The sequence below is a fragment of the Thalassospira sp. A40-3 genome (assembly GCF_015871485.1).
GTDB classification, from domain to species: Bacteria; Pseudomonadota; Alphaproteobacteria; order Rhodospirillales; family Thalassospiraceae; genus Thalassospira; species Thalassospira tepidiphila.
This window is the reverse complement of record NZ_CP065428.1, coordinates 3710409-3729709: the sequence shown is the minus strand read 5'-3', so window position 1 is coordinate 3729709 and position 19301 is coordinate 3710409. Positions and strand designations below refer to the sequence as shown.

Sequence of the window (19301 nt, the reverse complement as noted above, 5' to 3'; positions counted from 1 at the left end):
CTTACATGTCCATTTCGCGGTATTTTTCTTCGACCACGCGGGCAATTTCGCGCCAGACCGGCAACCGGTCGGCTTTTCCCAGACGTTCAAGGTATTCAAGGTCAATGCGGCTTTCGGAGGCCTGGCCGGTGCGGCTTTCAATGGCGACTTCGCGTGCCAGGTGCTGGGCGATATAGATTGCGCTAAGCGCGTTCATTTCGGTATGCCGCGTGTCTTGCGGGCGATGGTGATAGGCAACCGTTTGCACCATGGCGCTTGGAAAACCCCACAGACCCAAAAGGTACGCACCAATTTCCGGGTGGGCTGCGCCAAACTGATCACGTTCGGCAACGTTAATCGGAATATCTTCGGTTTCGACACGCTTGATGACCTCGGCCATTTCATTGGCGCGATAGGCATAAAGGATCAAACTACCCGTATGGCTCAGCATGCCTACAGCGGCCATGACACTGATCACTTCCTTCGAAAGCTTTTCCTGCTCGGCGATCAAGGTGGCGACAACGCCAAGTTGCTGGCTGCGTTTGCACAGTTGCATCATCCGCGTGACCGCCGGCTTGGGGCCGTCAAAACTGCGAAACAGACCGATAAACAGGGCAAGCGCCTTAAGTGTATCGACGCCAATCATGCGGATGGCTTGCGAGACAGATGTGATTTTCTGGCTAACCGCAAAATAGGCCGAGTTGGTCAGCTTCAGGATCTCGGCGGTTAACGCAATGTCCGAGGCCACGATGGCCGTAAGCTGCTCGTTGCTGGTCAGCGGATTTTCCAGTGCCTTGACAAGGTTGGTATAGGTTATCGGCGGGGAGGCAAGTGCATCAATCCCGCCAACAAGTGCACGCAGGTCCGGATTGGTCAGAAGGTTACGGAGATCAAGCGCATTCTCGATGGTTTCGACCAGCATCTGATCATCACACGGTTTGGCCAGATACTGATGCGCCGGGCCAACCGTGCGCAGGATTGCCTCTTCCTCGGCAAAACCCGACAGAATGATACGCGCGCTATGCGGGTGTTTTTCCTGCATCATGGTCAAAAGTTCTGCGCCATCGGTTCCGGGCATGCGCATGTCGGAAACGACGACATCCGGTTCCATTTCGGCAGCCTTCGCCAAGGCGCTTTCCGCGTCATGCGCGAAATGCAGCTCCCAGCCGGACCGGACCGAGCGTAACCGGCGACGCAAACCATCCAGAATATTTTTGTCATCATCGACAAAAAGGATGACGCTCATTTTCACCTCATGCGTGTGCTCCATGGTCTATACATGGGGCCTGCAAAGGATCTTTGATAGTCCGCATATGTGGAGGGTCGTGTCCTTTTTGCCCCTTTTTCCTGAAGACGGAGCACATCAGGACACGTGATCTAGTTGTTGGTCAGTTCGCGGTATTTGCCGGACACAACAGCCGCAATATTGGTCCATTCTTCGATGTGGCTCTGCTTGCCGATCTGGGCGAGATATTCCTGATCGATCGTGCTTTCGACCGTCCTTCCGGCATCACGATCGGCAATTTCACGTGTCAGATGTTGCGCAACATAGATCGCGGTCAAGGCGGTCATTTCCCGGTGCGGTAAATCCATTGGCCGATGATGATAGGCAACCGCCTGAATGACAGGTGCCGGGAAACCCCACAGTCCCAACAAATAGGCACCGATTTCGGCATGTCCGGCCCCGAATTGTTCGGCCTCCGCCTGATCAATTGAAATCCCTTCTTTTTCAACACGGTCAATGACCGCCTGCATCTCATCAGGGCGCTTGGTATAAAGGATCAACGTCCCAATGTGACTAAGCATCCCGATGGATGGCACAGCATGGCAAATTTCACGCGGAAGCCGTTCATATTCGGCAATCAGGGCCGCGGTAACGCCAATCTGCTGGGAGCGGTGGCACAGGCGTTTAAGATTGGCTGCCTGACTGGCCGGGCCGTCAAAGCCGCGATACAGCCCGACAAAAAGGGCAAGCGCCTTAAGCGTTTCCATCCCCAGCATCCTGACCGCATGCGCGACCGACGAAACATTCTGCGTCACTGCGAAATAGGACGAGTTGGTCAGTTTCAAAACTTCGGTGGTCAGCGCGATATCGGACTCAACAATTTTGCTGATGGTATCAAGCGCGTAATTCGGGTTCGAAAAGGCCGTTTCCAGACGCATATAGGTGTCGGGTGGCGAGGCGAGGCTCTTGGAACCAGCGACAAGGGTTCTAAGTTCGGGGCTTCGCAATAACTGACGCAGACCCAGTGCGTTTTCAATACTGTCGACCAGGGTTTCATGATCGCAGGGTTTGCTCAGAAACTGGTGTGCCGGGCCGATGGTGCGCAGATAAGATGCGTTGTCGGCATGACCGGTCAGAATGATACGTACGGCATCGGGATGGGTTTTCTGCAAGGTTTCAAGCAAGGTCACACCGTCCATGCCAGGCATCTGGATGTCTGAAACGATGACGTCGAGATCCTTGTTTTCGGCAAGTTCGATGGCCTCAGATCCGCTATTGGCGAAATAAAGGTTCCACTCGGGACGGGTGCTGCGCAGACGTCGGCGCAATCCGTTCAGGATGTTGGCATCATCATCAACAAACAGAATGTGGTGCATTTTACCCGCTTCTTCTTAAATACATTTTGCAGATGGGGGTGGGCGGAACCCCATACAAGATCGCAATATCACAGGCCGGTTCCCTGCGTGGTCCGGCCCATATATGGCGCTGCCGTTGCAAACACATTGCCCCGCAATATTGATCGCACGATTGTCAGATCCGCAACAGGGCGCAAGAAAACCATGCAACGCGATAAGTATTGTGTAATCATATATTTATGCCAGTGAACCAGGGGCTGAATTGTCATGTTTTGTCAGAATGTTCACTGTCATTGACGGGTATACTTTATAAGAATTCTTGGAACCGCGGCGTCCATGCGCTGTTTCCGATTGATCGGGGGTACCACCCACCAGATGACAACACGCACCGAACTGGTTGATGCAATCAAAAAGCATCAGCTCTTTGTCATGAAGCAGCCCGGCGGTCGGCGATTGCAGCTCCGCAATGGCAACCTGTCGCGCATCAAGATGAGCAAGATCAGTCTTGAAGATGCGGTGCTTCCCGGTGCCAATTTCATCCAGGCCCAGATTCAGGATGTCAAATTTGATTTCTGTGATCTGTTCGGAACCAACTTTGTCGAGGCCAATCTCGAAGGTTCAAGCTTCATGCGCGCCGACTTGCGCGGCGCCAACATGGCGCGTGCCAAACTGCGCAATGCCAACCTGACGGGGGCCGATCTTCGATCCGGTGTGATGGTGATTGTCGATGCCGGACGCGAAAAAAAGGTCAAACGACAAACAGATCTGACCAACGCAGACCTTCAGGGATCGGTGATGTCCGGAGCCAACCTGGCCGAAAGCAACATGTCGGGTGCCAGGCTTGCCGATGCGGATCTGAGCGACGCCAACATGTTTGCCGTTAACCTTGCCGGCGCGGATCTTTCGGGCTGCAACCTGTCGGGCGCAAAGCTCAAGAACGCGAACCTCAAGGGTGCAAAGCTCAAGGATACGCTTTTGCTTGGCACGGACTTGTCGGGTGCCAATCTGCGCAATGTTGATCTGGCGAATGTTGATCTGTCGCAGGCCAATACGTCAAACTCGATTGGCAGCAAGGCGGCAACGCTGTTGCCCGATGATATTCGCATCTTGCTCAATGCCCATACCGAGTGGCTGACAAGTGGCGGCATATCGGGCGCACGCCTTGATGTGACCGGTCGTGATCTGACCGAACTTGATTTCACCGGGTTTGATCTTTCGGCGGCATGTTTTGATGATTGCATCCTGCGCGGTGTTTTGCTGGTCGATACCATTCTGGTCATGGCATCGATGCGCAATGCCGATTTGTCCCGCGCCCGACTGAGCGGGTCGATCATGAACGGTGTACGGATGTCCTATGCCAACTGCACCAAGGCCGTGCTTCAGGGCGTCAAGTTCGGTGGCGTCGAACAACGTGATGCCAAGGGACAAAAAACGGGCGAGGTCTGGCGCGCAGACCTTCATGCAACGGACTTTTCACACGCTGACCTTCGAAACTCGGTTTTCGATGAGCCCCACATGAAGGGGGCCAAGCTTTGCAAGGCCAATATTTCCGGTGTTGCCTTTGGTGAAACGGACCTAAGCGACGTCGATCTTGACGGTACCAACACCGGCTCGATTCTGACCGGAATCATCCCCGGTAAGGTTTAAGATCCAACCCTGTCAGGGTGCAGGTTAACTAAGCGTTCGGATAGTTTTTCCCACTTTTTAAAGACTTAAACCGTTCCAATGCCGCGCAATGTCTTAAACAAATTGCGTTGCGGGGAAACTGCGTCATTCTATAATCCAGAATAATAAGAATCTAATTTAGAATTTCTGGGGGTTTTCTACTGAATGTCATCGCGTTCGGAATTGATTGATTCAATCAAGAAGCATCAACTTTATCTCAATCAAAAGCCGGGCGGCGTGCGCATGCAAAAGCGCAACTGCAATCTTTCCCGCATCAAAATGAGCAAGATCAGCCTTAAAGAGGCGGTATTACCCGGTGCAAACTTCATTCAGGCATCGGCGCGCGACGTTTGTTTCGATTTCTGTGACCTGTTTGGCGCAAACTTTGTTGAGGCCGACCTCGAAAATTCGACCTTTGAACGCGCCGATCTGCGTGGGGCCAATATGGCACGGTCCAGTTTGCGCAATGCCAACCTGAACGGCATTGATCTGCGCGCAGGCATCATGGTGGTCCTTGAAGGGGCTCGTGAACGCACGGTCAAACGCGAAACCGACATGTCAAATACCGACCTCGAAGGTGCGATGATGTGGGGGGCCAATATGGCCGGTGCCAACATGTCCGGATCGCGCCTTGCGCATACCGATATGAGTGACGCCAACATGTTTGCCGTCAACCTCGAAGGTGCTGATCTGACCGGGTGCAAGATGAACGGCGCAAAGCTTCGCAATGCCAACCTCAAGGGGGCGAAGCTTGCCGGGACGGAACTTGTCGGGGCGGATCTGAGCGGTGCGAACCTGCGCAATGTCGACTTGCAGGATGTCGATTTGTCACAGGCCAATACATCCTACTCAATCGGTGGCGGTACGCCGACGGCCCCGCTGGTTGATGATATTCGCGAACTTGTAAACGGCCATAGCACCTGGCTGGCAACCGGCGGCAAAACCGGCATGCCAATGATTGCTGCCGGTCGCGATTTGTCGGGCATGGACTTTTCGGGCATGGACCTGTCGGGGGCCGTCTTTGACAAATGCATCCTGCGCGGCACGCTTTTTGTCGATACCATTCTTGCCATGTGTTCGATGCGCGAAGCCGACATGCATAAAATCCGCATGAATGGTGCGGTGCTGGATGGTGTGCGCATGGCGGGATCAGACTGTAGCGAGGGTGTGTTTCAGGGCGTTCACTTTGGCGGTGTAGATCAGCGCGACAAGAAGGGCGAGAAGACCGGCGTCGTCTGGAATGCGGATCTTTCGGATGTCAATTTCGAACAGGCCGATTTGCGCAACTCGGTATTTGACGAAGCCAAGATGAAGGGCGCCAATCTGACCAAGGCAAACGTTGCCGGCGTCGCCTTTGGCGCCACGGATCTGAGCGAAACCGAGCTTGAAGGTGCCAATGTCGGCCTGATCCTAAATGGCTATATTCCCGGCAAGAGATAACCTCTGCCGATCACGGCCCGAAAACGCAAAACGCCGCCCTCAGTGAAGGCGGCGTTTTTTAGTGCGCAGGACTATGATCGCTTAGCTGCGGTAATCCGCATTGATCGAGATATAGCCATGCGTCAGGTCACAGGTCCAAACCGTGGCCGCACCATCGCCAAAGCCAAGATCGGCATCAATGTCGATATACTGACCCTTGATGTGGGCTTCGACCGGGCCTTCGTCATAATCGGCAACACGTTCACCGTTCTTGGCCAACGTAATGCCACCGATTGCAACGCTCAGCTTGTTTGGATCGGCCGTCACACCGCATTTGCCAACCGCCATGACGATACGGCCCCAGTTGGCGTCTTCACCGGCAATCGCGGTTTTGACAAGCGGGGAGTTGGCAATGGCCTTGGCGGCAGTCTTGGCTTCTTTTTCGTTCACGGCACCGGTGACCTTGACGGTGATGAATTTCGAAGCACCTTCGCCATCGCGAACGATCTGATGGGCAAGATCACGCAGTACGTCTTCAAATGCCGCCTTGAACGCGGCAAGTTCCGGATCGTTGACGTCACTAATCGCATCATTGCCCGCCTTGCCGGTGGCAGCGACAAGGAGCGTGTCCGAGGTCGACGTATCGCTATCAACCGTGATCGCGTTGAAGCTGCGATTGTTGCAATCGGCCAGAATGGCCTGCAGCACATTGTGCGGCAGGGCGGCATCGGTAAACACAAAGCTTAACATGGTTGCCATGTTTGGCTCGATCATGCCCGATCCCTTGGCGATACCGGCAATGGTCACGGTCTTGCCATTGATGGTCGCGGTGGCTGACGCGCCCTTGGGGAAGGTATCGGTGGTCATGATGGCCTTGGCGGCATCAAGCCAGCCCGCTTCATTGGCCAGAAGATCACCCAGTGCATCAGTGATACGGTTGGCGGTGGTTGGCTCGCCAATCACGCCGGTCGATGCGGTAAAGATTTCGGTCTTTGCACAGCCAAGTGCCTTGGACGCGGCTTCGACCTTGTCAGCAACGAACTTTTCGCCCGCCTTGCCGGTAAAGGCGACCGAGTTGCCCGCATTGACAAAAAAGGCACGTGCCGTACCACCCTTAAGTGCCTCACGTCCCCAGCGGACCGCCGCTGATGCAGTGGTCGACGTGGTGAAGACACCGGCAACCTGCGTGCCTGGCTCGAGTTCGGCCAACAGCACATCCGGGCGCCCCTTATAGCGAATGCCAAGGGTTGCGGTATGCAGTTTAACGCCAGCAATCGCCGGAAGGTCTGGGAATGCCGCGGGGGCAAGCGGTGAAATGGCAGTCGCAACCATCAGTGCAGTTTCCTTTATTGGATAAGTCGGTCCATCCTGCCGCAATGGCGACGAAAAGCAAGCGGCAGAATGAATTTACGCGATCAAATGATGTGTAAAAAACGGGGCGAAGCCAATGGCTGCACCCCGTTTTCGAATTCTCTAAGGCCAGACGCGATCAATTGATACTGACCGCGAAGTCTGCGGGATTATTCCGCCGGCTTTTCCTTGGCGGCATCTTCTGCTGCCTTCGCGGCTTCGATTTCGACATAGTTGACGATTTCGGCATCAGAACGCAGGTCTTCGACAAGTGCGTTAAACGCATCGCGGCTGATTTCGGCCACCAGCTGCTGACGGACTTCGTCAAGTGACGGCTGGGTGCCTTCTTTTTTCTCTTCAACCTTGATCACGTGCCAGCCGAACTGGGTCTGAACCGGCTCGCTCGAATAGGTGCCCGGTTCCATGGCAAAGGCTGCCTCGGCAAACGGTGCAACCATGTCGCCACGGTTAAAGAAGCCAAGATCACCACCGTTCGGGCCGGACGGGCCGGTCGATTTTTCTTTGGCGAGTTCGACGAAGTCGGCACCATCGTCAAGTTCTGCGATGATGGCTTTTGCGTCTTCTTCGCTTTCAAGCAGGATGTGGCGGGCGTGGACCTGCGGCTCCGGCTCGTTGGTTTTAATGAATTCTTCGTATTTTGCTTCGATCGCATCATCGGTGATCGCATCACTGAGCGCACGATCCAGATAGGTTTCCGCGATCAGGCGGCGCTCAAGGGCTGCGATCTGTGCTTTGACTTCCTCGTCATCAGCCAGACCGGCTTCGCTACCGGCATCCATCAGCAGGCGCTGATTGATTTCGCGGGTCAGAAGGTCGGCCTTAAGCATGTCAAACGGGAGCTGGCGATACTGTTGCGGCAGGCCCTGCTGGGTTGCGCGGACTTCTGATTCAAGAATGTCCTCACCATTGACCGTCGCCAGCACCGGGTCTTCTGCCGGTGCAGCGTCCTGTGCCATGGCAGGGGATGCGAAAATGACGGTTGCCAGGGAAGCAGCAAGAAGGGATTTGCGCAGCATAGTTTCTCCAGACTTTGATTTCAGATGGGCTTATGCCCAATGCCTCTGCCCACGGGTAAAACACATAAGTTGTGCCTGCACAAGGCTTCGCCGTGGATGTCGCACCTTTTGGCAAAGCTTTCTGTCTAAAATGTGAAGAAGCTAAATTTGCGTGTCAGCATGTTGTGATGTGTATCTTTGCGCTGACGCGCGCATCACCCGCAAGGCGGGCAATGCTCGGACGACAATTATGTGAAATTTTGACACGGTTGGGACTGTTCAGGCCCGAACGTCAAACAGCACTTCACCGACCATGCCTTGTGACCCGTCTGTGCGGGTGAAACCCGATTTGGCCACCAGATCCCCGCCGATCAGCCGTTCATCCAATGGTGTGATCAGGGTCAGCGAGATCGATTTGATCCCCTCGCTTGCCAAGCTGCTCTGGCTTCCATCGGCACGTAGCAAAACGAGCGAGCTGAACACCGCATCACTTTCGTCAATCACGCCATCCTGGTTGTCGTCATATTTGGCCAGTTCGGCAAAGCCGTCTTTGGCACCGTTTTGATCGCCAAACAGTTCGGTGCCATCGTTGATTTCACCATCACCATTGCGATCAAGTGCCAACAGCGCATCCCCGCCGCTGACCCAGGCGGTTTGATCAAGCGATCCATCACCATCAATGTCAAACTTTGCGCCATCTTCAAGACTGGTGATGTCGATGCCATTGCCATCCAGATCAAGGATCAGTGGATCCTTCTGAAACGCTTGGGCGATTTCAACCCGGATCATTTCGATATGGGCCTTGAACTCGGAGACGGAAATATCGATTTTCCCGGCGGTCTTGGCAAACCGGGTTTCAATCGATGAGAAATCGATCTGTACCTGGCGGGAACTAACCGACACCTGCCCAAGATTAACCTTGGCCTTGCCGTGCGACATGCTGACCGCCAGATCATGAACGGAGTCAGCGCCGCCGTTGCCACTGGTATTGGCAAGTTTCAGATCACCCGGATCACCACCCGTCATGGCATTGGCCATCGCGCGCGCCTTGGCTGGCGGAATGCCCATCATGGCAAGAACGATGAAAGCCTCGCGGTTCAGGCGCGTCTGTGCATCATCTAATGCGGGTTTTAGCCCCTTATAGATTTCAAGCACATTGGTCTCGAATTCCAGAACGGGATGCTGGAACGACCCCATTGCTTGTTCGATGCGCTGGTTGGCCTCGATGCTGAGATCAATCTGGTCGATGATGGCGCGTTGCTGGGACAGTTCGCCATCTTGATTTCCATCGGCATCCGAATTGACGGCACCATTTGCCGCGGCACGTGACGCGGCAAGGGCCGCGGCATTCTGGGCGGCGGTCGGATTGGATAGTGTTGAGGAATCAAACATACAGCACCTCCTTCCTGAAGGGCTGCGGGATGCCGGTCACGACATCCCGTCGCAGTTAAATCAGAACATCCTGTTCCTGTGTCGGGTCAGTGACGGGCACGGTTTCACCATTCGGGAACGTGAAGGTGGCCTTGCCATCATCCTGACCAAAGAGGCCCATCGGCATCATCATATCAACGGTCAGCTGAAGCGGACCGGCACCCTCGCCAGTACCGTCAACCGGCTGATTGATGCTGCGTACGATCAGGGTTGCCTGTTCCATGAACTGTTCAGTGATCTGGGCATTCAGGGCCGCCATCCGTTCAGCCGCAAGCGCCTGACCATTGGTCTGCGCAGCACCGGCTGAGTCGCCCTCTTCGGACGTATCATCAGAACCGACTGTTGCGTTCATCAGTTCACGAATAAATTCAGCGACTCCGTTGTCATTGATATCAAACAGAAGTCCGCCATTCTCGGCACTGGCCGGGTTGCCCAGCATATCCACAAGCGACCCGCCACCCAGTCCATCCATAACCGCGCCAAGTGCGCCAAGGGCGGCACCGGCACTGTTGCCAATTGCGATGGCTTGGGTCTTTACAACTTCGATCTTGGCAGCCTCGTAATTAAACGAGAACTCGCCGGTTTCGTTGTTGATGCTGATATCAAGCGACTGGACCGCCATCATGGCGGATTCCGATACGCCAACCGCGGCACCATTGGCCCCGGCATATGAAATGGCGGTTTTGCTGTGGCTGGCGATCGCCTGATCAAAGGAAAACTCGAATTGGTCCTGCCCGCTGGCAGCATCGCGAATACCATTGAACATGGCATCCGTTGCAGCAATCGCATCTTCTTCGGACATGCCCGAAAGCGCGAACATTTCCTGCACACTGCCGCGAATCATCTCAAGCGACGCATCAAGTGCGCGTTCAAACAGTTCTTCGGTTGTCAGGGACTTGTTCGACAGCGATTTTCCAGCCGCCGGGGCAAGCTTTTGGCTGTCATTATGTGCGGCAAGCGCATCGTCTGACAACGCAACCGGATCAACCTGATCGCGCGCATCAGTTCGCGCCTGTGCAGCACTGTTACCGGCATCGGGATTACTTTTTGAAATGGGCTGACGCGCATCCTGAAGGGCGGATTGGCCCTGACGAAATGGATTAAGCGCTGAGAAATCGACCATAATCCTCCTCCTGAGGACGTGATTTGGCAGCGCTTTCGGGGCAACCCTGCGTGCCAAAACGAGCTACATGCTCTGTTAGGGTTTAAAACTATTAGGCGAATGGTACGCCGATTTCTCGCATTTCTCAAGCAAGAAGGGATCAACCGCCAAAAACGAAAACGTGAAACCGTCCGGATGTGTCCGGGGACCGCGGCGAAAACCGGTAATTTTCAGCCCAACATTAGCGATATTGGCTCGTTCCGTTGACAGATGGCAGGCAGGGTTCTATCTGTGATCGGGCTCCGCTTTCTGTCGGGCCTCATTGTGTCTTAATTTATTTGTTCAGGAACGTATTAATGCTCGGCGCTATTGCCCGGAAAATTTTCGGTTCAGCTAACGATCGTGAAGTCAAAGCCCTGCGGGCCACGGTCGAGCAAATCAATGCCCTGGAACCCGAAGTCGAAAAGCTTACTGATGACGAACTGCGCGCCAGGACCGATTGGCTGCGCGAACGTCTCAAGAACGGCGAGACTCTGACCGACATCCTTCCTGATACCTTTGCCACCATCCGCGAGGCATCCAAACGCGTCCGTGGCGAACGTCATTATGATGTGCAGCTTCTGGGTGGCATGGTTCTGACATCTGGCAAAATCGCCGAGATGAAAACCGGTGAAGGTAAAACCCTGGTTTCGACCCTGCCGGTTTATTTGAACGCGCTTGAGGGCAAGGGCGTTCATGTGGTGACGGTCAACGATTATCTGGCAAGTCGTGACGCGGAATGGATGGGCGAGGTCTATGGCTTCCTTGGCCTGACCGTGGGCGTGATCATGCATGGCATGACCGATGATCAGCGCCGTGCGGCTTATGCCTGTGACATCACCTATGCGACCAATAACGAGCTCGGCTTTGATTATCTGCGCGATAACATGAAGTTCCGTCTCGAAGACATGGTGCAGCGCCCGTTCAACTTTGCGATCGTCGATGAAGTCGACTCGATCCTGATTGACGAAGCCCGTACCCCGCTGATCATTTCGGGCCCTGCCGAAGACAGCTCCGAACTTTACCGCTCGATTGATGCGCTGATCCCGAAACTGATCGAAGAAGACTTCGAAAAGGACGAAAAGGCGCGTGCGGTTACCCTGACCGAAGAAGGCACCGAACACGCCGAACAGCTTCTGATGGAAATGGGCATCCTGACCGAAGGCACGCTTTACGACGTTGCCAACGTTCATCTGGTCCATCACGTCAATCAGGCGCTGCGTGCGCACAAGCTGTTCCAGAAAGACACCGACTATATCGTCAAGGACGACAAGGTCGTCATCATTGACGAATTTACCGGTCGTATGATGGAAGGCCGCCGTTATTCCGATGGCCTGCATCAGGCACTCGAAGCCAAGGAAAAGGTCAAGATCCAGAACGAAAACCAGACTCTGGCATCGATAACCTTCCAGAACTATTTCCGTCTCTATCCGACCCTTGCCGGGATGACCGGTACGGCAATGACCGAGGCTGAAGAATTCGAGGAAATCTACAACCTTCAGGTTGTCGAAATACCGACCCATCGACCGATTGCCCGTAAAGATGCCGATGACGAGATCTATCGCACCGCCAATGAAAAGTGGATTGCGATCTCCGAACAGCTCGAAGATTGCCACAAGCGCGGCCAGCCGGCCCTTGTCGGGACGGTCTCGATCGAGAAATCGGAAATTCTGTCCGATCTTCTGAAAAAGAAGAAAATCCCGCACGAAGTTCTCAACGCCAAGCAGCATGAACGCGAAGCCTTGATCGTGGCCCAGGCCGGTGCGCCGGGTGCGATCACGATTGCCACCAATATGGCCGGTCGTGGTACCGACATCAAACTTGGTGGCAACGTTGAAATGCGCGTTGAACACGAGCTGGCTAATGTCACCGACGAAGCCAAACGTGCGGCCGCGATTGAAAAGATCAAAGCCGAGGTCAAGGCTGATCAGGAAAAGGTTCTCGCCGCTGGTGGCCTGTTTGTGATCGGTACCGAACGCCATGAATCACGGCGTGTGGATAACCAGCTGCGTGGTCGTTCCGGCCGTCAGGGTGACCCGGGTGGATCGAAATTCTATCTGTCGCTTGAAGATGACCTGATGCGTATTTTCGGGTCAGAGCGCATGGACGGCATGCTGCAGAAACTGGGTCTGCAGGAAGGTGAAGCAATTTACCATCCGTGGATCAACAAGGCGCTTGAGAAAGCCCAGCAGAAGGTCGAGGCACGCAACTTCGACATTCGTAAGAACGTTCTGAAATTTGACGATGTCATGAATGACCAGCGTAAGGTCGTCTATGAACAGCGCCGCGATCTGATGCAGGCCAAGAACGTTGCCGAAGACGTTGCTGACATGCGCGCCGAAGTCATCGAAGACATGGTCGACAAATACTGCCCGGCCAAGGTCTATCCCGAGCAGTGGGAAGCCGCCAGCCTGCACGAAGAAGTTACCCGTCTTCTGGGTCTTGATCTGCCGATTTCTGATTGGGTCAAGGAAGAAGGCATCGATCAGGAAGTCATGCGCGAACGCATTGAAAAGGCAGCGGATGCGAAAATGGCGGCCAAGGTTGCCAACTATGGTGCTGACATCATGCGCCAGGTTGAAAAAAGCCTCGTGCTGCAGCTCCTTGACCAGTCATGGAAAGAGCATCTTCTTGCCCTTGATCACCTGCGTCAGGGCATTGGCCTGCGCGCCTATGGCCAGCGCGACCCGCTCAATGAGTTCAAGCGCGAAGCCTTCAACATGTTTGAAGCCATGCTGGTATCCTTGCGCGAACGCGTGACCCAGATGCTGTCGCATGTCGAACTGCAATCGACCCCGCGCCCCGAAGACCTCGAAGCACCGCGCCGTCCGCAACAGGAAATGCGCGAAAACCGCGACGAACTCGAAGCAACCGAGCAGGGTGTCGATACCGCAACCGTTCAGTCGCGTCAGCCGGGCAATTTCGATCCCAACGATCCCTCTACTTGGGGCCGCGTTGCCCGCAACCAGGCCTGCCCTTGCGGATCTGGCAAGAAATACAAGCATTGCCACGGTCAGTTGAACTGATCACTTTGGCCATGAATTAAAGAAAAAGCGCGCTCCTTCGGGATGCGCGCTTTTTCTTTGTCAGTTGCTTGCTGCCAGGGCCTTGGTTGGCAGGTGGCTTTGCAGGAACTGTTTGACCGGATTCAGCACTGCATCATCGGTTGTCAGATAGAACCCCAGCGCAATCAGGGTTCCGGCATGGCCCGTTTCGGGGACTTCGACAAGTTCCGCGCTCGGGGCCAGTTCGGCGAGTTTGCGCGAATTGCGCGGAAAGACTGTGTGATCACGGGTGCCCGTAATCAACAAAAGCGGCGGCATATGCGTAAGATCCATCGCGACCGGCTGGCTCTGATCGGCCGGTGTCTCGCCAAACGCATTTCGGGTGGCCGCAACATCATAGGGGTAAAAATCATACGGGCCCGAAAGCCCGATGATGCCGGCAATGTCATCGGCATCAAGCCCGACAGCTTGCAGATATTGCTGGTCTGCAACCAGCTGAACGGCGTTATAGGCCCCGGCGGAATGACCGGCCAACATAATCGGGACATCCTTGATCTGACCTGGGTTTTGCCCGGCATAGTTTTTCATAAAGGCGATCGCAGACGCCCCGTCCTCGATAAAGTCCGGAAAACGAACATCGGGCACCAATCGGTAATCATGAATGGCAACCGCATAGCCAAATTCGGTAAAACGTTTGGCAATAAAGGCGTACTTGCCGCGATCACCAGAATCCCAGGAACCACCATAAAACCAGATCACAAGTGGGGCCGGCTGAAGGGAGGGATCGGGCAAATAAAGATCCAGAACCTGCCGCTCATCCGGGCCATAGGAAAGTGCCGCGATATCAGGTTCTAAATCGCCAGCCTGCCAGTGATTATAAGCACCAAGCTTGTCACATCCGGCCAGAAGCACCATTGCGACAATGGAATTGGTCGTCATGCTCAGAAACTTTTTGGGAAACATTCGGGGTGCCGATCTATGCAAAAATTATCGTTTATATAGTCAATACGTTAGCGCACTGAATTCCGTTTAAAACAATCAAATGGATGTTTGCGCTGACCACACCCGTTATGTCCTCGGATTTTGACAATCCAGACCTGTAAAGCAGCACGTCGCATGTGTATTGTTGGGATGTATTTATGAGTCCTTAATTGCCTGCTCCCTAGACTTTCCGGGCAAAGTTCAAATTCGGAGATCCCGTCAAAGTGTCCTCATTCGATCAACTGTCCAAACGCGCAAAAAAGCTCGAAAATCAGGGCCAGATTGACGAAGCGATCAAGCTGTACGAACAGTTTCTTCAGGACTACCCGAAAAACACACGCGCGAAAGCCGCTCTTGAGAAGTTGCGTGATTCCGCATCCGGAAATGGTATTTCCGCGCAACAGGCTTTCATGAAAGCCTCGCAGCTGATTGAGCAGGGCGCGTTTGCAAGGGCGATTGAACTGGCAAAGCAACTTGTCGAAAGTGCTCCGGAAAATGCTCAGGTGTGGAACCTGCTGGGGTTTGCCTACGCTCGGGATCAAAAGCCGGTAGAAGCAGAAAAATGCCTGCGTAAGGCAATTGAGCTCGACAAAAACTTTGCGACCGCTTGGGTTAATATTGGAAACCTGTTTTCATCCCAGAAGAAATTAGGCCTAGCACTGCAAGCCTATCAAAACGCCAGCTATCTTCAGGCCAAAAACGCCAACATCTTGAACAGCTGCGCGACCGTTCTGATGGAAATGCAGCGTTTTGACGAAGCCGAAAGATTCTGCGTGCAGGCGATTACCAACGACCCAAATTTAGCGGATGCATACCATAATCTTGCCGTCATTCTATATCGAAACAAAAAACGTGCTGCTGCTAAACAAGCATTTGAAAAAGTTGCTAAACTTCATCCAAATAGTATGTCGGCACTGTCTGACTTTTTGTATGCACGTGCGCAAATTTGTGACTGGTCTCTTCTTGCGCCCGAATTTCAAAACGTAAAGGCGATCGGCAATCCGGGGAACTGTGTTTCGCCGTTTTCCTTATTGCATTTTGAAGACGACCCATACGCGCAGAAAAAGCGTTCAGAGAACAGAGCTGGGGAGCTGGCCGTACGCGATAGTTTCCCGCAATTCCGGCGACCGGGGTCCCGTCCGCAGAAACTGAAAATCGGTTATTTTTCGGCGGACTTTCACAATCATGCGACGCTTTCCCTGATGATGGGGCTTTTCGGGGACCACGATAAAAGCCGCTTTGAAATCCACACCTACAGTTATGGCGGCGTCACAGATGGCTGGCGTCGCGCTCAGCTGCAAAAACTGGTCGATAAAAACTGGGATGTCCGTAGTTTTTCGGACCGGGAAATCGTTCAGCATGCGCGTGACCAAGGGATCGATATTGCGATTGATCTAAAGGGCTACACCCAATCAGGGCGGCCGCAGCTATTTGCCTATCGGATGGCGCCGATCCAGATCAACTATGTTGGTTATCCGGGGACTTTGGGGGCCGACTACATCGACTATCTGATCGCAGATCACACCATCATCCCCGACGAATACAAGAATGCCTATAGCGAAAAAATCATCTACATGCCGCATTGCTATCAGCCCAATGACGGCGGTCGAGAGTTCCCGGAAAACACCCAAGCACGCACGCAGTTGGGCTTGCCGGAAAATGGCTTCGTGTTCTGTTCGTTCAATGCCAATTACAAGATTTCGCCGCGTGAGTTCGATATCTGGATGCGCTTGCTTAAGAAGGTAGATGGTTCTGTCCTGTGGCTGTTCGAAGGCAGCGAGGACGCGATGCTCAACCTTCGCAAGGAAGCCGGAAATCGCGGCGTAGACCCAGCCCGCCTTGTCTTTGCAGGCTATCTGCCCGAGGAACAACACCTCGCCCGTCACAAACATGCCGACCTGTTCCTGGATACCTTTAATGTGAATGCTCATACCACGGCAAGTGACGCGCTTTGGACCGGGTTGCCGCTTGTAACTCTTCCCGGAAAACAATTTGCCGCCCGGGTCGCCGCAAGTGTTCTAAAGGCGGCAAATCTGCCCGAACTGATTGCCAAATCCGAAGAAGAGTATGAAGCAATTGCCCTTGACCTGGCTTTGCACCCGGAAAAGACCGCTTCAATGAAGGCAAAGGTCAAAGATAACGTCAAAGCCTGTCCGCTGTTTGATACCAAGTCATATACCCGTGATCTGGAACGAGGCTATGACGCAGCTTATGAGCGCTATCTCTGCCAACAGGCGCCGGGGGACATTGAGCTTGTTAGCCAATAACGTGATGGCAAATTTTGCACCGGGAATGAGGAAGAAGCTTTGAGCATTGCGGTGGAACAGGTGGTGTCACTTGCAAAAAAGGCGATGGCGAATAATCAGTCGGATCTGGCCATTTCCATGTGCACAGAACATCTGCAAACCGAACCCGACGCAGTTGTGCTCTGGGATGTTTTGGCAAACGCCCATTTCCTCAAAAAGGATAATGGGCAGGCAGCAATATGTTTCGAGAAGGTTGTCGAACTTGCGCCGCAAAACCCCAAGTCTCATCAAAATCTTGGCGTGTTTTATCAAAGCATCGGCAAGTTCAACGAAGCACTTCAATGCTATCAGCGCGCGGCAAGTTGCGACGCCAACTATGCCCCGGCCTATAATGGAGCCGGCATTGTCCTGATGACAGTTGGGCAGCTTGATACTGCCCAGCAGTATTTTGCCAAGGCGCTTCAGCTCGACCCGCAATTCGCCGACGCCTATAGCAACTTGGCCAATGTGTTTTTTAGCAAGGGACAATTACCCGCAGCAGCCCAAAGCTACGCCAAGGCCAATGCTCTGAACCCGGATCTGAAAAGTGCCGTGGCAAACCGGTTCTATAGTTTGGCGATGATGTGCGATTGGTCCTGGCTTGATGCCTTTTCGCGTGTCGCCAAGACACTGGGAATCGAGGGCGAAGAAGTAACACCATTTTCGCTGCTACCCCTTGAAGACGCGCCGGAAAGGCAATTGGCCCGATGTCAAAAATTTGTCTCGGCCAAATTCGGGCAAGGGGCGACGTGGCAAGGCGGCGTTCCATCAGCGCGCCCGGCGAAGTTGCGTATCGGCTATTTTTCAGCCGACTTCCATGACCATGCGACACTATCGCTGATGATGGGGCTTCTCCGAAATCATGATCACGACAAATTCGAAATTCATGGCTTCTCATATGGGGTGGTGAAGGAAAGCCGGAGCCTTGATGAGGCGATAAACTATTTTGATAGTTTCTCAGATGTCTCGGGTTCCTCGGACGAGGCGATTGTGCAGCTCGCGCGTGAAAAGAATATCGATATTGCCATCGACCTTAAGGGCCACACGCGGATGGGGCGGATTGGTATCTTTGCCCGGCGCATCGCCCCGGTTCAGATCAATTATCTTGGCAATCCGGGCTCCATCGGGGCTGACTTCATCGAATATATGATTATTGATAAGGTCACAGTGCCTGAAACGCACAAAAAGTATTTGTCTGAAAAGCCGATCTATCTGCCAAATTGCTATCAGCCCAATGATGACCAACGCCGCATCCCGGAGACGAACACAACGCGCAAGGATTTCGGCCTTCCAGAAACCGGCTTTGTATTCTGTAGTTTCAACAACACCTACAAGATAACCCCGCGGGAATTTGATATCTGGATGCGGCTTCTGAGTAAGGTTGAGGGCTCGGTTCTTTGGTTGTTCAAGGGCAACGATTACGCCGCCGAAAACCTGCGCAAGGAAGCGCAAAAGCGCGGCATTGATCCCGATCGTTTGGTCTTTGCCGACAAGATGCCGGAACCGGAACATCTCGCACGGCACAAGCATGCAGACCTGTTGCTTGATACCTTTAATGTCAACGCGCACACGACGGCGAGTGATGCGCTTTGGGCAGGCTTGCCACTTGTGACCTTGCCCGGAGAGCAATTTGCCGCTCGTGTGGCGGCCAGCATTTTGACGGCAGCCAATCTGTCTGAGCTGATTGCCAAGGATGAAGCGGACTATGAAGCCATTGCACTGGATCTGGCGCTTCATCCCGAAAAGACCGCAGCCTTGAAGCAGAAATTACAGGAACAGATCAAGACCTGTCCGCTGTTTGACACGGTTACCTACACACGAGACATCGAAGCTGCATTCGAAGCCGCATATAACCGATACCTGAAGGGCCTTGCACCGGATGACATTGATCTGACCCGATCAAAGTAATCATCTATGCTTTCTGCACTTGGCGAAGGTTTGATGGCGCGATAAAACAGTGCCATGACAATACAACAACCAGATAAAGGCTGCATGTCGGTTGACCTGCGCCAGGGCAAAATCCCGGAAAAAACCGTGTTCGTCAGTGCGGTCGCGCTGGTCGATATCGATCATCGTGTACTGATCGCTCAGCGCCCGGAAGGCAAATCCATGGCTGGCCTGTGGGAGTTCCCGGGCGGCAAGGTCGAGGCGGGTGAAACCCCCGAAATGGCGCTGGTGCGTGAGCTCAAGGAAGAGCTTGGCATTGATATCACTGAAAGCTGTCTGGCACCCTTTACCTTTGCATCTTTCACCTATGATGATTTCCATCTGATGATGCCGCTTTATCTCTGTCGCGTCTGGAAGGGTGAAATCACCCCGATGGAAGGTCAGCAGGTGAAATGGGTGCGCCCGGTCCGTCTGGGGGATTATCCGATGCCGCCGGCCGATGTGCCGCTTGTGGCGATGCTGCGCGATTTTCTGTGAGCCATCTGCGCGTTTGTGGCGTATG

Annotated in this window: 13 protein-coding genes; 6 read left to right on the top strand and 7 right to left on the bottom strand. The window is 53.9% G+C overall.

Going from position 1 to position 19301, the window contains the following annotated elements:
- Position 1: 1 nt before the first annotated feature.
- Both IT893_RS17075 and IT893_RS17070 read right to left on the bottom strand, forming a co-directional pair.
- A complete protein-coding gene (locus IT893_RS17075; RefSeq protein ID WP_197146089.1) occupies positions 2 to 1225 on the bottom strand; it encodes a response regulator in 1224 nt (407 codons plus the stop codon).
- A gap of 131 nt (positions 1226 to 1356) precedes the next feature.
- Positions 1357 to 2580, bottom strand: coding sequence for a response regulator (locus IT893_RS17070; RefSeq protein WP_064779906.1), 1224 nt, complete (start codon positions 2578 to 2580; stop codon positions 1357 to 1359).
- Between the two features lie 354 nt (positions 2581 to 2934).
- Here IT893_RS17070 and IT893_RS17065 point away from each other — a divergent pair, with 354 nt between their 5' ends.
- Positions 2935 to 4206, top strand: coding sequence for a pentapeptide repeat-containing protein (locus IT893_RS17065; protein WP_252723988.1), 1272 nt, complete (start codon positions 2935 to 2937; stop codon positions 4204 to 4206).
- A 183-nt stretch (positions 4207 to 4389) separates the two neighbouring features.
- On the top strand, positions 4390 to 5664 hold the full coding sequence (locus IT893_RS17060; protein WP_008888376.1) for a pentapeptide repeat-containing protein: 1275 nt from the start codon (positions 4390 to 4392) through the stop codon (positions 5662 to 5664).
- An 81-nt stretch (positions 5665 to 5745) separates the two neighbouring features.
- Here IT893_RS17060 and argJ read toward each other — a convergent pair whose 3' ends face one another.
- The 4 genes from argJ to IT893_RS17040 all read right to left on the bottom strand — a co-directional run bounded on the left by argJ (position 5746) and on the right by IT893_RS17040 (position 10563).
- Complete coding sequence (gene argJ, locus IT893_RS17055) at positions 5746 to 6975, bottom strand: bifunctional glutamate N-acetyltransferase/amino-acid acetyltransferase ArgJ (RefSeq protein ID WP_197146087.1); 1230 nt, start codon at positions 6973 to 6975, stop codon at positions 5746 to 5748.
- 188 nt (positions 6976 to 7163) lie between these two features.
- Positions 7164 to 8030, bottom strand: coding sequence for a peptidylprolyl isomerase (locus IT893_RS17050; RefSeq protein ID WP_197146086.1), 867 nt, complete (start codon positions 8028 to 8030; stop codon positions 7164 to 7166).
- A gap of 258 nt (positions 8031 to 8288) precedes the next feature.
- Positions 8289 to 9401, bottom strand: coding sequence for a hypothetical protein (locus IT893_RS17045; RefSeq protein ID WP_197146085.1), 1113 nt, complete (start codon positions 9399 to 9401; stop codon positions 8289 to 8291).
- Between the two features lie 55 nt (positions 9402 to 9456).
- A complete protein-coding gene (locus IT893_RS17040) occupies positions 9457 to 10563 on the bottom strand; it encodes a hypothetical protein (RefSeq protein ID WP_197146084.1) in 1107 nt (368 codons plus the stop codon).
- Positions 10564 to 10898: 335 nt separating this feature from the next.
- On the opposite strand from IT893_RS17040, the gene secA reads away from it, so the two are divergent.
- Positions 10899 to 13607: a preprotein translocase subunit SecA gene (gene secA / locus IT893_RS17035; RefSeq protein WP_008888371.1), complete on the top strand. Its 2709-nt coding sequence runs from the start codon at positions 10899 to 10901 to the stop codon at positions 13605 to 13607.
- 60 nt (positions 13608 to 13667) lie between these two features.
- Here the strand turns inward: secA and IT893_RS17030 are convergent, their stop codons facing one another.
- A complete protein-coding gene (locus IT893_RS17030) occupies positions 13668 to 14525 on the bottom strand; it encodes an alpha/beta hydrolase (RefSeq protein WP_197146083.1) in 858 nt (285 codons plus the stop codon).
- 266 nt (positions 14526 to 14791) lie between these two features.
- On the opposite strand from IT893_RS17030, the gene IT893_RS17025 reads away from it, so the two are divergent.
- The 3 genes from IT893_RS17025 to mutT all read left to right on the top strand — a co-directional run bounded on the left by IT893_RS17025 (position 14792) and on the right by mutT (position 19276).
- Positions 14792 to 16834: a tetratricopeptide repeat protein gene (locus tag IT893_RS17025; RefSeq protein ID WP_197146082.1), complete on the top strand. Its 2043-nt coding sequence runs from the start codon at positions 14792 to 14794 to the stop codon at positions 16832 to 16834.
- Positions 16835 to 16873: 39 nt separating this feature from the next.
- The gene (locus IT893_RS17020) at positions 16874 to 18760 is read left to right on the top strand and encodes a tetratricopeptide repeat protein (protein ID WP_197146081.1); all 1887 of its coding nucleotides are present in this window, start codon (positions 16874 to 16876) and stop codon (positions 18758 to 18760) included.
- Between the two features lie 84 nt (positions 18761 to 18844).
- Complete coding sequence (gene mutT / locus IT893_RS17015) at positions 18845 to 19276, top strand: 8-oxo-dGTP diphosphatase MutT (protein ID WP_063088498.1); 432 nt, start codon at positions 18845 to 18847, stop codon at positions 19274 to 19276.
- Positions 19277 to 19301: the final 25 nt, after the last annotated feature.